Origin of the sequence: Streptomyces sp. NPDC001796 (genome assembly GCF_042892355.1) — a bacterium.
Taxonomy (GTDB): domain Bacteria; phylum Actinomycetota; class Actinomycetes; order Streptomycetales; family Streptomycetaceae; genus Streptomyces.
Genome location: NZ_JBIAUC010000038.1, coordinates 1 through 15,786 on the forward strand (window position 1 = coordinate 1; position 15,786 = coordinate 15,786).

Sequence of the window (15,786 nt, forward strand, 5' to 3'; positions counted from 1 at the left end):
TGCACAACCTGCTCCAAGCCGCGTAGCCGATCCACGCCGCCTCGAATCGCGGCATCACCGGCCCCTCAGAGATCAATTGCGGGACAGTCCTTAGGCTCCGCCGCCCGCCGTAACTGGCCGGAACTCGTAAAAGGTGCATCGGTGTTGGGTAGCCGCCTGTCGAACGCCTTCTTCCCGGCCGGGTTGACGGCGGTGGCGTGGTGTTCGCCCTTGCCGACGTCCAGGCCGAGGAAGACGTCGATGTCGCCGGTGTCGATCACGTGCAGGCCCCTCCATCACGCTTTCGTCTGGCCTTGCCAGGGCACCGAGCTGCCACATCCACGTTACGCAGAGCTCTTCCGGCTCGGGTGAAGCCGGTGCTTCGATGCCTCCGGACCCGGTGACACCACCCCCCGGATCATGAACAACAAGGGGGGAAGTCATGCCGGACCCGAAGGCCGGAGGCCCCGTTGCGGAGCCACGAAAAAGGTAACTGTGAGAGTTCTTCTGCGGCCCGGGATGGGTTGCTGCCAGGCTCGGCGCTCGTGATCCGGCATGACTCGCAAGATAACTGGCGCCCCCCCAGGGGCTGCCGTGCCCCCGAGATGTCTGCTGGACGCGGGCGTCGGCCTGGCCCACCCGTTGGCTTGATCAGCAGCTTGTCCGCCGCCTCGGGGGGCTCAGGCCGCCAGCTCGCCGACCAGCGGAGGGCGCGCCGCGCCGGCCTTCAGCGTGATCGCCGAAGGCGCGTCCTTGCGTACCGGTGTCCAGGCTGGCCGAGGTCTCATTCCGAGAGGGTGCCCAGTCGCACGGCCTGCAGGGCAACGTAGAGCTCCGCGCAGGAGTCCGCGTCGCTGGTTCGCCGGTCGGTCAGTTCGGTGATCCTGCCCAACCGGTACAGGACGGTGTTGCGGTGGCAGTGCAGATGCTCGGCGGCCCGCGTGGTCGAGCCGCCGGTGGCGAACCAGACGCTCAAGGTGTCGAGCAGGACGGTTCGTTCCGCCGCCGGCAGGGTGAGCAGCGACCCGAAGACCGTACGGGCCACCTCGGAAGCGGCGTCGGGTGAGGCCGCGGCAAGCAGGGCTATCGGCGAGCTCCCGTAGACGTGCGTGCCGGAGGTGCCGGGCGGCAGGCACTGGGCCGCCAGTTGGGCTTCCCGCCGAGCGTTCGGCGCGTCCATGGGTGAGGCGAAGGGCCGGCTGATGCCCACGCGGGAGAGCGCGATGCTGCTGAGGCGCTCCTCCACCGCGACGACCAGATGCTCGTTCGGCAGAGCGAGGAGGCCGAGCAGGCTGCCTGCCCGGTGGATCCACTCGCCGTCGATGTCGACCGCGCGCAGTCGTCCCTCGACCGTCGGCAGCGGGCCGACGCCGTCGTTGTTCTCGGCGCACACCACCAGGAACGGTCCTTTGCGGTCCAGCTGCAGGACCCGCGTGGCCTCCCAGGCCCTGGAGCTGTTCCCTGCGGTGCCGTCGAGCAGCGTGGTGAGCATGAAGCTCCGTGCGGCGGCATCGCGGCATACCTGTTCCTCCACCGCGGCCCGGTAGGCCTCGGCAGCGGCGCTGGAGCACTGGTCGATGATCAACCAGATGTCCGATGCCCTGTGCAGCAGCCAGGCGGCGTTGTCCTTGGCGAGAGCCATCGTCAGCAGCCGCTCCCAGATGAACCGCCCGCCGAGACGGAAGGCATGCAGCAGAGCAGCCAGCGGGATGCCTTGTTCGGCCTTGAGTCGGCCCGCCGCCCGCGGGGCGTCCATGCTGGTGGGCACACCCCCGTTTCTCAAGGCTGTCAGCAGCGTGCGCAGGTTGTCGTGCACGGGCGCGCGCAACTGCTCGTGGCTCAGCAAGATTCCCTCGGCGTACGAGCGCTCGCCGTTGAGGATCTCGGCGGTCAGTTCGTCGGTCAGTGAATCCACCGAGACCAAGAGCCGGTCGAGCAGATCAGTCATGCACGCGTCAGCGCCCAGCGGCGTGGTCATGCGCGAATGATAGACGCACACGGTTGTGTGCGGGCACAAAGCGTGAGTCACTATGCCCGGCTACCGACCGACGGGCCTTGCCGCCTGTCTGTGCAACGACGGTGTCCTCAATTGGTGTTCAACCCTGCACGGATGTGCAAGCTGTGCGTTCAACTCTTGGGGCCGAGCTGCCGATTGAGTGGATGCTTTGTGCGCTCCGTGCTTTGATCTTCTGCGCCGCCGGGGTCGCGCGAAGATATTCGGAAACGCATGTCGCGCCCTGCGGTCAAGGCCCGCGTTCTGTCCCCGGCGGGGCCGCCCCCTTGTTGAACATCCATGTGGAGGGAAGTTTCATCATGAACTCCGCTCCCCAGGTTCAGACCGTCGAGATCCGATGCCGAGCTCGACCAGGTCTCCGGCGGCCTGAGCCCGCACGCCAGCGTCATCGCCGGCCCCACGGCGGTCAGCGACTCGTCTGTCCTGGCTCAGGCCGGCGCAGTCAAGAACGAAGCCCTGAGCGCCATCGGCCAGTACAACCAGGCTGGCGTCTTCGTCTCCTTCTGATCGGCAGCCCGGCTACCTACTGCTGAGCTGTCGACAGTTGCCGACGTTGCTCAGCCTTGAGCGCCCACTCACGGCCCCAAGACGGCCTGGGAGGGCGCTCACGCATCGGCGGCGACGCCTCATATGGGTGGCAGTCAAGCACTTCCCGGGCACCCATCTCAATCCTCTGGGTCTTGCTACCGATCTTGGCGGCCCGTGCTTTCAAGACTCGCCAGCCATCGGCGGGCGAAAGAGCCGTGGCCCGGCCTTGCGCGTTCCGATAACTTCATCTGCGCAAGTCACGCGACGGGTTGACGCTGATGAAGAATGCCGCTGCGGCGGTCGCGCCCTCGTACGTCGAGACGGGCCATCCGCTCCGGTCGGCGATCGACACAGGCAGGCATCAGCGGCGGTTCACTCACTCACCGCGGCAGCCTCACAACACCTGCATTGGCATGGCCTTGACCAGCACAAGACGGCGACCACATGGTGAAACCATCTGATCTGCCGCCGATCTGACGCGCCGCCTGCCCATGCCTTTTTCACGTTACGTGGCCCGTCCGAACCGCCTCAAACCGCACGGAGGCTTGATGCACCACCGTGAAATACCCGCCGGTACCTCAGTGATTCACCGTCACCGACCGAGACGCCGAGTGCGGCGGATGGCAGCGGCCGTCACCGCGCTGCTCACACTCGCCGTCACCGCCCTCACCTTCGGCCTGGCCACCGGAGTCCAGGCCGCCCCGCGCGCGTCTGCCTCCGCGGTTACAACGGACTTCGGCTGCGCCCATCCCGCCCAAGCGGGACAGGCCCGCTGTTTCGGAGTGTTGAAGGCCCACCGCACCGCTTCGGGCCGCATGTCACCGTTCACCACCGGAACCCCGTCCACGGTGGGGTACGTGCCGTCCGATCTGCGTTCCGCCTACCACCTGGGCGGTACTTCGGGATCCGGCCGGACGGTGGCGATCGTCGACGCCATGAACGACCCGAACGCCGAGTCCAACCTGGCCACTTACCGCAAAGCCTACGGTCTGCCGTCATGCACCACCGCCAACGGCTGCTTCCGCAAGGTGAATCAGAACGGCCATGCGTCGCCACTGCCCGCCGGTGACTACGGATGGGCCGAGGAGATCAGCCTCGACCTCGACATGGTCTCGGCAACATGCCCCGGCTGCCACATCCTCTTGGTCGAGGCGAACTCGGCGAACGCCTCGGACCTCATGAAGGCCGAGGACACCGCCGCCACCACTTCGGGCGTCGTCTCCGTCTCCAACAGCTGGGGTGGCTCCGAGGACAACACCATCACCTCCTTCGACTCGCACTTCCACCACTCCGGCGTCGCGATCACAGCGAGCTCGGGTGACTCCGGTTACGGCGTCTCCTGGCCGGCCTCCTCCCGGTACGTCACCGCCGTGGGCGGCACCTCGCTGAGCAAGGCGTCCAACTCGCGCGGCTGGACCGAGACTGCCTGGAGCGGCGCGGGCTCGGGCTGCTCGGCGTACGAGGCGAAGCCGTCCTGGCAGCATGACCCCGGATGCGCCAAGCGCACGGTCACCGATGTGTCGGCGGTCGCCGACCCCAACACGGGCGTGGCGCTCTACGACACATACAACAACTGCGGCGGCGGATCTCTGTGCGACACCGAGCTTCAACTCGGCCTCGCACAGGGTGCCGACGGATGGCTCCAAGTCGGAGGCACCAGCGCCTCGTCACCGATCATCGCGAGCGTCTACGCACTGGCGGGAAACACCTCTCAGGTCGTGGGCGGCTCCTACCCGTACCGCCACACGTCGGCGCTCAACGACGTCACCTCGGGCAGGCAACGGCTTTTGCGGGGGCAGCTACCTGTGCACCGCGCGGCCCGGATACGACGGGCCGACCGGCCTTGGCACACCCAACGGCACCGGCGCCTTCTGACGGGAGCGCCCTCTGACCGACAGGGGCTGGGCCGCGTCGCACTGCTGCCGCGCGAGCCCAGCCCTTGCCACGTCTCGGTCCTCGAGGTGGACGAGCGTGGGGCAGCCGCCTGAGGCGTCCGGCTTGCACGACCACCAGGCGCCGGGCACGGCGCCGACCAGCGGCGTCGAAGCGGCGGACGCTCTCTTGTACTGGTTCCGCCGCCTACGCATTCACTGGGAAGTCCGCGACGACATTCACGAAGCGTTCCTCACCCTCGGCATGGCCGTCATCTGCTGGCCACGCCTGAAGACCCGCGTTCACAGGACTCCTCAACATGTTCACAGGACTCCTCAATCGCGGCCGGGGCAGAGTCTCCGCCTGCCTGTACGTTTGCATCGAACAGGCAGGAATCGAATGCATATCCGTCATGGGTCGCACGGCCGACGTCGCGCTGCGCGCCGCCCGCGGAGCGCGACCGTATAGGGGTACGCACACCATGATCAGCCGTCTTCTCGGCCGACGGAAGACCTCTCAGCGGAGGGGAAACCCACTCACCGGACTCACCGTGCCGCCCGGCGCGGGTCTCCTCATCGGCCGCGTCCTCGACCCCGTGGGCGAGCCCGTTGGCCAAGCCGAGTTCACGGTGAACGATAGCTACGGTCGCAAGGTAGTGAGTGGTGAGGCCGATCCCTACGGCATGGTCGTGGCGATGGTTCCCCGCGGGGAATACCGACTGGCCGTCTCCGCCGAGGGTTTCGCCCCTTACCGGGACAGCATTCCGGTCACCGACGACGGGGGGCTTGCCGGCCCCGGAGACATCACGCTCCAGGCAGCGCCCTCGCTTCCGCTGCCCCAACCCGGCGAATGGGAGATCGAACGGGCTCACACCCGAATCGGGTTCGCTGCACGCCACATCGGTCTCGCCCGGGTCTATGGCCGCTTCAACAACTTCGCCGGTGCGATCCGGATCGGCAACACCATCGAGGACTCGGCGATGCATGTCGTCATCGACGCCGCTTCGATCGATACCAATGTGCAGATGCGCGACGACCATCTGCGCTCCGCGGACTTCCTCGACGTGGAGCACTATCCCACCATGGAGTTCTACAGCGACCGCTTCGTGCACCGCGGCGGAAATAACTGGGCGATCACCGGCGGGTTCACGCTGCACGGCGTCACCCGCACGGTCACCCTCGACGCCAACTACGGCGGTATGCGCGTCGGCATGGAGGGTGAGACCCGCTTGGCCGTCAACGCCACCACCGAGTTGCACCGTGAGGACTACACCATCAACTGGAAGACGATGCTGGCCCGTGGCATCGCAGTCGTCGGCTCCAACATCAAGGTGGAACTTGATATTCAGATCGTTCCCAAGGGCACGCAGCTGAAGTTCAAGTAGCGGCAATGCGGTCCGTGAACGATGTGCGACACCTGTCCGCGTGCACGGCTTGTTTCGGCCTTGTCCGCAGGTCGGCGACGGATCGCCAGAGCACCGGGGGTTCCTCCTTCTTCACACGTGGTCTGCCGGACGTAATCGCCACGCATCGGGCTTTGGCCCGATGGAGCGTTCTGAGAGGGCGTTTGAAGTAGGCAGATTGCCCTTGATGCCCTAGTACGTTCCTCGCCAGGTGGGGGTGGTCTTGTCCGTTATGCGCCTGGTGAGGTTGTCGACCGAAGCGATGTGGATCATGGCTTCGGAGCTGGCGGTGAGGGTGTCGTAGTCGCGAGCCAGACGGCGGTGCATCATGATCCAACCGATACTCCGCTCGACCACCCAGCGTCTTTTCACGACGTGAAACCCGCGGGTATCCGGGTTTCTGTTGACGACTTCGACGTCGATTCCGAGGCGGGCGCCGTGCTCGACGACGGCGTTCTTGAAGCCGGTGTCGACCCAACTCTTGGAGATGGTCGGGTACTTCTCCTTCGCCTGGTCGAGGAGGCGCATTCCCAGGGCGTTCTCCGAGAGGCCGGCGGCGGTGACGGTCACGGCGAGGATGAGGCCGATCGTGTCGGTCAGGATGCCGCGCTTCCTCCCGACGATCTTCTTGGCCGCATCCGTTCCCTGGCTGGTCAGGGGCACGTTGCTGGAGGTCTTCACGCTCTGGGTGTCGATCACGGAGGCGGTCGGCTCGGGCTTGCGCCCCTCCTTCACCCGGGCCAGTCCCGTCAGGTCGTAATTGAGCTGGGCGAAGATTCCTTCGTCCCGCCACGCGGCGTAGTAGGCGTAGACAGTGCCGTGGTTGGGGAAGTCGTGCGGGAGGTATTTCCAGGGGATTCCGGTGCGGTTCACGTAGAGGATCGCGTTGAAGACGTCGCGTAAATCGACCTTGGCCGGCTGCCCGGTCGGCCTGCGGTCCAGCCGGGCCTTTCTCCAGGCCGTCAACGTCGGCTCGATCAAAGCCCATCGGGCGTCGGACAGGTCGCTGGGGTACGGCTTGCGCTCGCTCACGGCGTAGCGTGATCACGAGTGAGCCGGAGGGCGCGGTTCCGCTGCCCATCAGGCGATTCCGTCGCATCTTCAAACCAGACGGACTTCCAGATATAGAAGCGAACGAGACGGATGACCAAGCCTCGGCCCCAGGGAAGGTCATAAGACGCCTACGGGATGAAAGCCTTCAAAGCAGAGCAGGTGCGAGAGTCACATATGAGACCTGACCTGCGTAAACGCCCTCTGAGAGGGCGGTTCGGAAGACTTTGAGTGGTTCTGTCGTTGCCTGATGGTGTGGGTGCGGGCGGAATCTGCCGACCCGTGGTCGCTGATCTGATGGTGTGATGAGGTGAGTGAACGCACGCCGTACCCGAGCGACTTATCGGACGAGCAGTGGTCGCTGACCGAGCCGTTGATCACCGCGTGGAAGGCCCGGCACCGCTCGGTCAGCGGTCACCGGGGCTCCTATGAGATGCGGGAGATCGTCAACGCGATCCTCTGCCAGGGCAGGACCGGCTGCCAGTGGACCTACCTCCCGCATGACCTGCCGCCTACTGACGTTGTCGCCGTGATGTCGTCAAGGTGAGGCCGGTTTCGGCGAGGCATCCGTTGATGAGGTTGCTGCGGTACTGGATCTGGCGGAGACCGCGTCGGAGCGTGCTGATGAGGTGGTCAGGGTCGGTGAAGGCGGTGTTGGCCTGGCTGCTGCGCCGCAGCAGGGACCAGATGCCCTCGACGGGGTTGAGGTCGGGTGCGTAGGCCGGCAGGGAGTAGCAGGTGATCCAGTCGTAGGTGTCGATGAACTCCCGTAATCGGCGGTCTTTGTGGACGTTGAGGTTGTCCCACACGAGCACAATGGGTGCGCCGAGCTGCTGGTGTGCGGCGATGAGCAGGTCGCGGTAGTCGGTCCAGGTGAAACTGCGTCTGCCGCCGCGCTTGTGATCAACATGCCGCTTGGGCCGGTAGATCAGCCGTGAGCGTTCACCGTGCTTGTAGCAGGCCAGAGCGGCGATGGAGAAGCGGCGCTGGGAGCGTCCCCGCACCCGGATGACGGGTGTCCGCCCGCGTCGGGCTCAGGTCCGTGCGGTGGGCGGCGTCATCGAGAAGCCGGCTTCGTCTTCGAAGCACAGCCAGGCGTCGAGCGCCGCCACGGACTTTCCACCTGCGGCCAGGTCTCCTTCACCCAGCCCGCCACGGCCTCCTCGTCGCGCTCGGTGGCTCGGCGGGCCGGGACCTGGTGGCTGAAGCCGTGCCGGTGCAGCATCCGCGCGATCGCCGACAGCGTCATGCTGAACGGAAAATCGAACCTTAGCCAGGCAGGCGGCAGGGTCCGTTCTGCGAAGCAGGACGGACGTCCGAGGCAGGGCGGGAGGCTCAGGCTGCGGGTGCGAGGGTGACTTGGTGTCCGAGGGCCTGGAGCTGACGGACAAGATCTCTGGTCTTGCGGGCGGGATTGAGATGACGGTGGTGCCATTCGGCACCGAGTTCTTGGTAGGAGGCTTCGGGCTCGTTGAGCAGGTGCCAGGTGATGACAAGGAGCGAGCGCGCCACGGCGACCAGTGCCTTGCTGTGGCCGCGGCGTTTGACAATGCGTCGGTAACGGGCACTGAGGAAGGTATCGGTGCGGGCAGCGGCACTGGCGGCTTCACCCAGTGCGCCCCTGAGCCAGGGATTGCCCCTGCCGGCCGGACCGGCAGTGTTCTTTGCTCCGGACTGGATGGTCCGCGGACACAGCTTCGCCCACGAGACCAGGTGCTCGGGGGTGGGAAAGCGGCTCATGTCCAGGCCGATCTCGGCGAGGACGATCTGGGCAGTGGCCTGCCCGACGCCGGGGACGGCATCCAGACGCTCGGCCAGGTGCTGAGCGGTCACGTCAGCGTGGCCGGGCGGACTGCTTCCGCGGTCGTCGCGCGGGGCCGTGGTCCGGCCCATGAGATCCACGATCAGCCGGTCGAGTTCCTGGATCTGCGCGGTGAGATGGTCGACGGTTGACAGCAGCACGCGCAGCAGGCGGGCGTGGTGGTCGTCGAACTGCCCGGTGAGTGCTTCGGCCAGGGCCGCCTTCTTCTTCACCAGATTCCCTTTGGCGAGGCCCGCCAGCGTTCTGGGATTACGCTCCCCGGCGACCAGGGCATCCAGCATCGCCCGTCCGGACATCCCGAAGAGATCCGAGACGACGCCGGACAGCTTGATCTGCGCGTCCTGCAGGACCTTGTCCACCCGGTGCTTGTGCCGAGTGCGTTCTTGGACGAAGACGGTTCGGGTGCGGGTGAGGTCCCGCAGCTGCCGCACCGGCTTCGGGGGAACGAACGAGGCCCGGACCATGCCCCGTTCGGCGAGTTTGGCCAGCCAGACCGCGTCCAGCTTGTCGGTCTTGGGCCGACCAGGGACGTTCTTCACGTCGCGCGCGTTGACCAGCCAGCACTCCAGGCCACGGGATTCCAGAAGGTAGAAGAAGGGCCGCCAATAGCTGCCCGTCGCTTCCATCACCACTCGCTGGACGCCTTGACAGACCAGCCGGTCGCCGAGCTCGAGAATCGCGTTCGTTGTGGACGCCACCGTCCAGACCTGCTGAATACGCCGGCCCTCGATGGTGTCGTGCGGGACACGCAGACACACCATCCCGGACGCCTTGGCGATGTCGATCGCCGCGACTCGGGCAACGCTTCCATCGTCGTGGTCCTCCCTCAACTCCTCCATGGGCTCCCCTTGTGCATCGTGCAGGGAGGGGCTGCCCGGAGAGCCCTGAGGGAGGCGGAGAAGCTGAACGGCGTGTTCGAGACGACAGTGTGCGGCCCCTCGGACGGCTCTCTCACCAGACTCTTGTGCGGGCTCACGGCCCAAACATGAAGCGGCGTCGGCGGACAGCCCCGTACCAATTTTCACGCCCGCGAGGCGTCAACCGCAGGTGAACGGCTGACTCTTGTGGAACCGGCGTCCGATCAGCGTCTTGATCCGCGCCAGCGTCCACGTCTGGTCCGGCCAGCCGTGCGCGAGCGGCCCCTTGGCGAGCTCCTGCTCGAGCACGGTGAACAGGGCCTCACTCAGCTTGGGCCGTGACACAGGCCCGGCAGACCGCAGCCCCTCGGCTCCGGCACCGTGCCAGGCCCGGCGCCAGCGCTGCACCGAGCGCACACTCACCCGTAAGCCCTTGGCGACCTCGGCGTTGGAGGCACCCGAAGCGAATAGCTCCGCGGCCTCCAGCCGGATCCGCTCGCGAAACGCCTGCCGTTCAGGCGTCAGCCCACCACCCTGCGGATATCTCACACAACCGGCATACCGCGACGATCACCCATCGTCAGCCCCCAACGACAAGACGCCGCAAAGTTCAGTAACGGTCTCGGGGGAAATTGAGCTTCGGCGTGCCGGCCTGGCGGCTCGGCTGGTGGGTGATCAGCGGGCGGTGTCGCGGACGAGGACGAGTTCGGTGCTCGTCCGGCGGCGGGTGGCACGCTGCGCGCATCGGTCGGAGACGAGTGAGGCGATCGCGAGATGGGCCTCGGCGTAGGTATCGCGGCGTCCGGTGAATCGCCGCAGGGGTGCCCACTGGCGCAGCTCGGCGTTGGTGTGCTCCACACAGATCCTCGCCGAGGACTGCCGCCGCCGTGTCTCGCGCCGGGCGTGCTTGTCACCGTCGCACGCCTCGTCCCTTGGCTTCTTCGGCGGGGCGCTGACCTGGCCGGGGAACTCCTTGGCCAGCCCGAGGTAGCCAGAATCGACCTTCGCCTTCACGCGGGGACGGGTGCGGAACTGCTCGGCGATGCCCTCGGTCCGCACGGCGGTCTGGTCGTGCATCCGGCCCGGGCGGACCAGGCCAGACAGCAGTAGGCGGCCCTGGCCGTCGCTGAAGGTGGTGGTCTTGATGGTGTTCTGCTTGCGTTTGCCGGAGACGAACGCCCGGCGCCCGGGGCGGTCGGCCTGCGGGCGGCGGACCTGGGTCTCGGCCCCGTCGAGCCGCAGCTCAACGCCCTCCGCCTCGGCATAGGCGAAGACGTCCTCCAGCGTCTTCAGCCGCAGGCCGGGCCGGTCGGGCACGGCGAAACCACGGGCCGCCAGCAGCGGGCGGACCTGACGGATGGCCGCGGAGACGGTGGAGCGATCCACCTCGAAGAGCTCGGCGAGCACCACGTGCGGCAACTTATGGCGCAGATGGACCAGGGTGACCAGCAGCCGATCGAGGAAGACCAGCTTGGGCTTTCGGCCTGCACCCTCTGCCCGCCGACGCTCCCCGCCCCGGGCCTCGCGGAGCGCGGACTGTCGCGCGGCCTCCCATGCACTGGCGAGCTCGGCGAACAACTCGCCGAAATGTGCGCGTGAGACACCGGACAGGGCAGGATGGGAACAGGCCGCGCGGGCCCAGATCAGCTTCACAACTCACCTAACCCGTACGGCCCTTCTCATGTCACGGCCCGACCAGGACGCTGACCATGTCCTCCGAGGCAGTAAAGCTACGCGGCCTGAATCGCGTCTGCCGGGACCTCGAAGACAATCTCGAGCCCGTCGCGCTCGTCGCCCTTCTCGCCGACGTGCGTGAAACCGAAGCCCGCGATGGTGGCCAGGGAGGCGTTGTTGTCGGACCTGATAGTGGCCCGCACGGTCCTGACACCGGGTTCGGCGGCGGCCCTGACGAGCAGCGCCCTCAACATGGCGCGGGCATAGCCCTGGCGGCGGTACCCGGGCACGACGGTGTAGCCGACCTCGACCATGCCGGCCTCGTCCGGCGGCCCGTGGAACCCGGCGTCGCCGACGACGGCCCCGTCCGGCTCGGACACAGCGGCCCGCGTGATCCAGGGCGCGGCAGTCGGGTCCTTGGCAAGTTGGTCAGCGCGATAGCCGAAGATCCAGCGGGCCCGGTCGCTGACGAATTGTTCGTCAAGGGCGACCCCGGCCTCGGCGCTGCCGCCGGCGAGGTCGCCGTCGGCAAGCGCCCGCAGCGCCTTTTCGCTGAGCTCGACAAAGCGGACGCGTTTGGGGATGGAGAGAGGTTCGTTGTTCATCGCGGAGATGCTCGCCCAGCGCCGGGGGGCTGTCCACAGATTTACGGCCTCGGCGGACATGGTGATCGTCCCGGTCGGGCCGTGACATGAGAAGGGCCGTACGGACGCTGCGATACCTACGCCGAGACCCATCTCGCGATCGCCTCACTCGTCCCGCTGATCACCCACCAGCCGAGCCGCCAGGCCGGCACGCCGAAGCTCAATTTCCCCCGAGACCGTAAAAGTGCTACGTACTACTACTACTTCGCCCTATGGCGCGACGACGGGACGGACCAGGTCATCCATGAACTCCTGCGCTGCCAGGTGAAGGAGAAGGCCCGCCGATTAGAGGACCCGACCCTGGTGGTCCTGGACACGCAGAGTGTCCACGTGGCTGCCGGGGTTCCCGCCTCCACCACCGGCCGGGATCCGGCGAAGAAGGTCCCGGGCCGCAAGCGGGGACTGGCCGTTGACGTGCTCGGCCTGGTCATCGCTGTCACCGTGCTGGCCGCGAGCACCCACGACAACGCCGCGGGCGCAGCGTGGCGGAGCCGGCATTCGGAGGCGCGCAGCGGTCTTCCCGCGGCGGGCGCCAGCGACGCCAGCCCGGAGGGCAGCCACGCCCTGGTGCCCGTGCCGAAACGCCAGGGCACCAGGCAGCCGCGGGCTCGGCGCCCCTCCTGCGAGCCGGGCCCGGCCCCTTCTCGCGCTCGGGGCCGCCCGGGACGCCTACGCGGTCGGGTGACTCAAAACCCGGGATCGGGGAACCGGAAGAGATGCCCTGCCCCATAAGGGGAGGGCCGGGTCTCTGGACGCCCGGCTCCCTCACCGGAAGAAGGACCATGATGGCGCACGAAGACGACGGTGGGCAGGCCGTGCCGAACACCCGGGGCATGCGCTCCGACGGCGACGGCGTCACACGCCGCCGTCCCCTGCGCGAGCGGCACGTCGAGGAGACGGTCGAGGTCGCGGTGCCGGTCCGCACGGCCTACAACCAGTGGACGCAGTTCAAGACGTTCCCGCGCTTCTCGACCGTGGTGCGCGACGTCGAGCAGATCAGGCCTACCGTCACCGCGTGGACCATCGGCTACGGCCCCCTGCGTCACCGTTTCGCGGTCGAGATCGTGGAACAGGACCCTGACGCCTATCTGGCCTGGCGTGGCCTGGAGCAGCACCCCACCCACCAGGGCGAGGTCGAGTTCAGGCCGACGGAGTCCGGTGGCACCGCGATCACGGTCCGGATGCTCCTCCAACCGCAGGGGGCCGCGAAGGTCCTCACCCGCTCGTCCAGGGTTGTGGGGCTGACCGTGCGACTGGTGCGCGGGGAACTGGTGAGCTTCAAGCACTTCATCGAAGGGCTCGGTCAGGAGGGCGGTGCCTGGCGCGGCACCATCCGCAACGGCCGGGTTCAGCACGAGACCCCGGAACCGCCCAGGAGCCGTGTCGCCCAGTGGCCCGTCGGCTGACCCGCGTACCGCACACGGCAAGAGAAAGGCCAAGCGATGCAGAACCCGCCCGGTGAGGAGCCGGAGACCTCCCTCTCCGTGACACCGCCGAAGAAGTGGGCGGCCGGGGTTCCCGCCGTCGTGCACGCGCTGGAGTACTCCCTGGAGCAGACCTCCCCGCGCAAGAGCGGGGTCGACCTGCTCACCATGAACCAGGTGGGCGGGGTCGACTGCCCCGGCTGCGCGTGGGCGGACCCCGCTCCGGGCCGGCGCCATCGCAATGAGTACTGCGAGAACGGCGCTAAGCACATCAACGACGACGCCACGACGCGCCGGATCACCGCCGACTTCTTCCGCGAGCACAGCGTGTCCGATCTGGCCGCCCGCTCCGACATGTGGCTCAACCAGCAGGGCCGGCTCACCGAGCCGGTGATCAAACGGCCCGGGTCGGACCGCTACGAGCCCATCGGCTGGAACGACGCCCTGGGCGTCCTGGCGCAGGAACTGAAGGGGCTGGACTCGCCCGACGAGGCGGTCTTCTACACCTCCGGCCGGGCCAGCAACGAGGCCGCCTTCGTCTTCCAGCTCTTCGCCCGCGCCTACGGCACCAATAACCTGCCCGACTGCAGCAACATGTGCCACGAGTCCAGCGGCTTCGCCCTGAACGAGACGCTGGGCGTCGGCAAGGGCACCGTGAGTCTCGACGACCTCCACCACGCGGACCTGATCTTCCTGGTGGGGCAGAACCCGGGCAGCAATCACCCGCGGCAGCTTTCGGCCCTGGAGGAGGCCAAGCGCAACGGCGGCCGCATCGTGGCGGTGAACCCGTTGCCGGAGGCGGGGCTGCGACGCTTCAAGAACCCGCAGAAGCCGCGTGGGGTCGTGGGGCGGGGTACCCAGATCGCCGACTGCTTCCTGCACATCAAGCCGGGCGGGGACCTCGCCCTGTTCCAGGCACTGAACCGGCTGTTGCTGGAGGCGGAGGACGCGCGTCCCGGCACCGTCCTGGACCACGACTTCATCAACGCCCACACCTCCGGTTTCGAGGAGTTCGCCCGGCACGCCCGCACCGTCGACTGGGACGACGTGCGCGCGGCGACGGGACTAACCCGCGAGGAGATCGAGAAGGTCCGCGACGAGGTCCTGCGGAGCGAACGCGTCATCGTGTGCTGGGCGATGGGCATCACCCAGCACAAGCACGGCGTACCCACCATCCGGGAGATCGTCAACTTCCTGATGCTGCGGGGCAATCTGGGGCGCGCCGGCACGGGCGCCTGCCCGGTGCGCGGCCACAGCAACGTCCAGGGCGACCGCACCATGGGCATCTGGGAGCAGATGCCGGACACCTTCCTGGACGCCCTTCAGGAGGAGTTCGGCTTCGATCCGCCGCGCCCGCACGGCTTGGACTCGGTGAACTCGATCAAGGCGATGCTGGAGGGCCGCGTCAAGGTCTTCCTCGCCCTGGCCGGGAACTTCGTGCGCGCAGCGCCCGACAGCGAGGTCACCGAGAAGGCGATGCGTTCGTGCCGGCTGACCGCCCACATCTCCACCAAGCTCAACCGCTCGCACACCGTCTGCGGCGACACCGCCCTGATCCTGCCGACGCTGGGGCGCACCGAGCGTGATGTCCAGGCCGACGGCGAGCAGTTCGTCACCGTCGAGAACTCCATGAGCGAGGTGCACACCTCCCAGGGACGACTCGAACCGGCCTCGCGCATGCTGCTGAGCGAGGTCGCCATCCTGTGCCGGCTCGCCCGGCTGAGCCTCGGCGGCGGGGGGGACATCCCCTGGGCCAAGTTCGAGGGCGACTACAACACCATCCGCGACAGCATCTCCCGGATCGTGCCGGGCTTCCACGACTTCAACGCCCGGGTGACCCGTCCGGGAGGCTTCCAGCTACCCAACCCGGTCAACGAGGGCGTGTTCAGGACCGAGACCGGCAAGGCCCGGTTCACCTGCAACGAGCGGGTGGTCCCCCGGGCCCCCGAGGGTCACCTGCTGCTGCAGACCTTGCGCTCGCACGACCAGTGGAACACCGTCCCGTACACCAACAACGACCGCTACCGCGGCATCCACGGCAGCCGTCACGTGATCCTCGTCAACCCGGCCGACCTGTCCGAACTCGGCCTCGCCCAGGGCGATCGCGTGGACCTGGTGAGCGTCTGGGAGGACGGCACCGAGCGCCGGGCCGAGAACTTCGAGGTCGTGTCCTACCCGGCGGCCAAGGGTTCGGCCGCCGCCTACTACCCGGAGACGAACGTCCTGGTGCCGCTCGACAGCGTCGCCGACGTAAGCAACCAGCCCACGTCGAAGGGCATCGTCGTCCGCCTCGAACCCACGGGCGACCGATCCCGGCCGGCACCGGTCTGACCGAAACCGACGACGCCGCACCCCGGCGGGCCCCGCTGACAGCAGCGAGGCCCAGCCGTCCGTCTAGTGTGATGCGCCGGAAATCGCGGGCTTAAGAGGTCCTAACAAAGGCGTTGGACGTGGCGGTAGGTGATCAGGCAGGTGGCGAGGCCGAGGAAGGCCTCGTGGATGTCGTCGCGTCGTTCCCAG

At 67.6% G+C, this 15,786-nt stretch carries 9 protein-coding genes and 6 pseudogenes; 6 read left to right on the forward strand and 9 right to left on the reverse strand.

The window, feature by feature from the left end:
• Positions 1-134 precede the first annotated feature (134 nt).
• Together ACFYZE_RS35805 and ACFYZE_RS35810 are read right to left on the reverse strand one after the other, a co-directional pair.
• Positions 135-260: pseudogene (locus ACFYZE_RS35805) on the reverse strand (IS110 family transposase); the annotation flags it as partial.
• Positions 261-763: 503 nt separating this feature from the next.
• Positions 764-1,957, reverse strand: a complete 1,194-nt coding sequence (locus ACFYZE_RS35810) for a PucR family transcriptional regulator (RefSeq protein ID WP_389003806.1) — start codon at positions 1,955-1,957, stop codon at positions 764-766.
• A gap of 1,112 nt (positions 1,958-3,069) precedes the next feature.
• On the opposite strand from ACFYZE_RS35810, the pseudogene ACFYZE_RS35815 reads away from it, so the two are divergent.
• Positions 3,070-4,396 (forward strand): annotated as a pseudogene (locus tag ACFYZE_RS35815) (peptidase S8).
• 478 nt (positions 4,397-4,874) lie between these two features.
• The gene (locus ACFYZE_RS35820) at positions 4,875-5,777 is read left to right on the forward strand and encodes a YceI family protein (RefSeq protein ID WP_389003809.1); all 903 of its coding nucleotides are present in this window, start codon (positions 4,875-4,877) and stop codon (positions 5,775-5,777) included.
• Positions 5,778-5,987: 210 nt separating this feature from the next.
• On the opposite strand, the gene ACFYZE_RS35825 is transcribed toward ACFYZE_RS35820, so the two are convergent.
• A complete protein-coding gene (locus tag ACFYZE_RS35825; protein ID WP_389003812.1) occupies positions 5,988-6,827 on the reverse strand; it encodes an IS5 family transposase in 840 nt (279 codons plus the stop codon).
• A gap of 328 nt (positions 6,828-7,155) precedes the next feature.
• Here ACFYZE_RS35825 and ACFYZE_RS35830 point away from each other — a divergent pair.
• A pseudogene (locus ACFYZE_RS35830) lies at positions 7,156-7,356 on the forward strand (transposase); the annotation flags it as partial.
• A 1-nt stretch (position 7,357) separates the two neighbouring features.
• On the opposite strand, the gene ACFYZE_RS35835 reads toward ACFYZE_RS35830, so the two are convergent.
• From ACFYZE_RS35835 to ACFYZE_RS35860, 6 genes and pseudogenes are all read right to left on the reverse strand, one after another.
• Positions 7,358-7,855 carry a transposase gene (locus ACFYZE_RS35835; protein WP_389003827.1) on the reverse strand — a complete coding sequence of 166 codons (498 nt, stop codon included), beginning with the start codon at positions 7,853-7,855 and terminating at the stop codon, positions 7,358-7,360.
• A gap of 47 nt (positions 7,856-7,902) precedes the next feature.
• Positions 7,903-8,070: pseudogene (locus ACFYZE_RS35840) on the reverse strand (winged helix-turn-helix domain-containing protein); the annotation flags it as partial.
• Positions 8,071-8,180: 110 nt separating this feature from the next.
• Complete coding sequence (locus ACFYZE_RS35845) at positions 8,181-9,506, reverse strand: IS110 family transposase (protein ID WP_389003815.1); 1,326 nt, start codon at positions 9,504-9,506, stop codon at positions 8,181-8,183.
• 219 nt (positions 9,507-9,725) lie between these two features.
• Positions 9,726-10,073: pseudogene (locus ACFYZE_RS35850) on the reverse strand (helix-turn-helix domain-containing protein); the annotation flags it as partial.
• A 126-nt stretch (positions 10,074-10,199) separates the two neighbouring features.
• Positions 10,200-11,177: a transposase family protein gene (locus ACFYZE_RS35855; protein WP_389003818.1), complete on the reverse strand. Its 978-nt coding sequence runs from the start codon at positions 11,175-11,177 to the stop codon at positions 10,200-10,202.
• A gap of 77 nt (positions 11,178-11,254) precedes the next feature.
• Positions 11,255-11,863, reverse strand: a complete 609-nt coding sequence (locus ACFYZE_RS35860) for a GNAT family N-acetyltransferase (protein ID WP_389003821.1) — start codon at positions 11,861-11,863, stop codon at positions 11,255-11,257.
• Positions 11,864-12,022: 159 nt separating this feature from the next.
• Here ACFYZE_RS35860 and ACFYZE_RS35865 point away from each other — a divergent pair.
• The 3 genes and pseudogenes from ACFYZE_RS35865 to ACFYZE_RS35875 all read left to right on the forward strand — a co-directional run.
• Positions 12,023-12,346: pseudogene (locus ACFYZE_RS35865) on the forward strand (IS5/IS1182 family transposase); the annotation flags it as partial.
• A 281-nt stretch (positions 12,347-12,627) separates the two neighbouring features.
• Positions 12,628-13,248, forward strand: a complete 621-nt coding sequence (locus ACFYZE_RS35870) for an SRPBCC family protein (protein WP_389003829.1) — start codon at positions 12,628-12,630, stop codon at positions 13,246-13,248.
• Between the two features lie 36 nt (positions 13,249-13,284).
• Positions 13,285-15,597 carry an FdhF/YdeP family oxidoreductase gene (locus ACFYZE_RS35875; RefSeq protein ID WP_389003824.1) on the forward strand — a complete coding sequence of 771 codons (2,313 nt, stop codon included), beginning with the start codon at positions 13,285-13,287 and terminating at the stop codon, positions 15,595-15,597.
• Positions 15,598-15,786 lie beyond the last annotated feature (189 nt).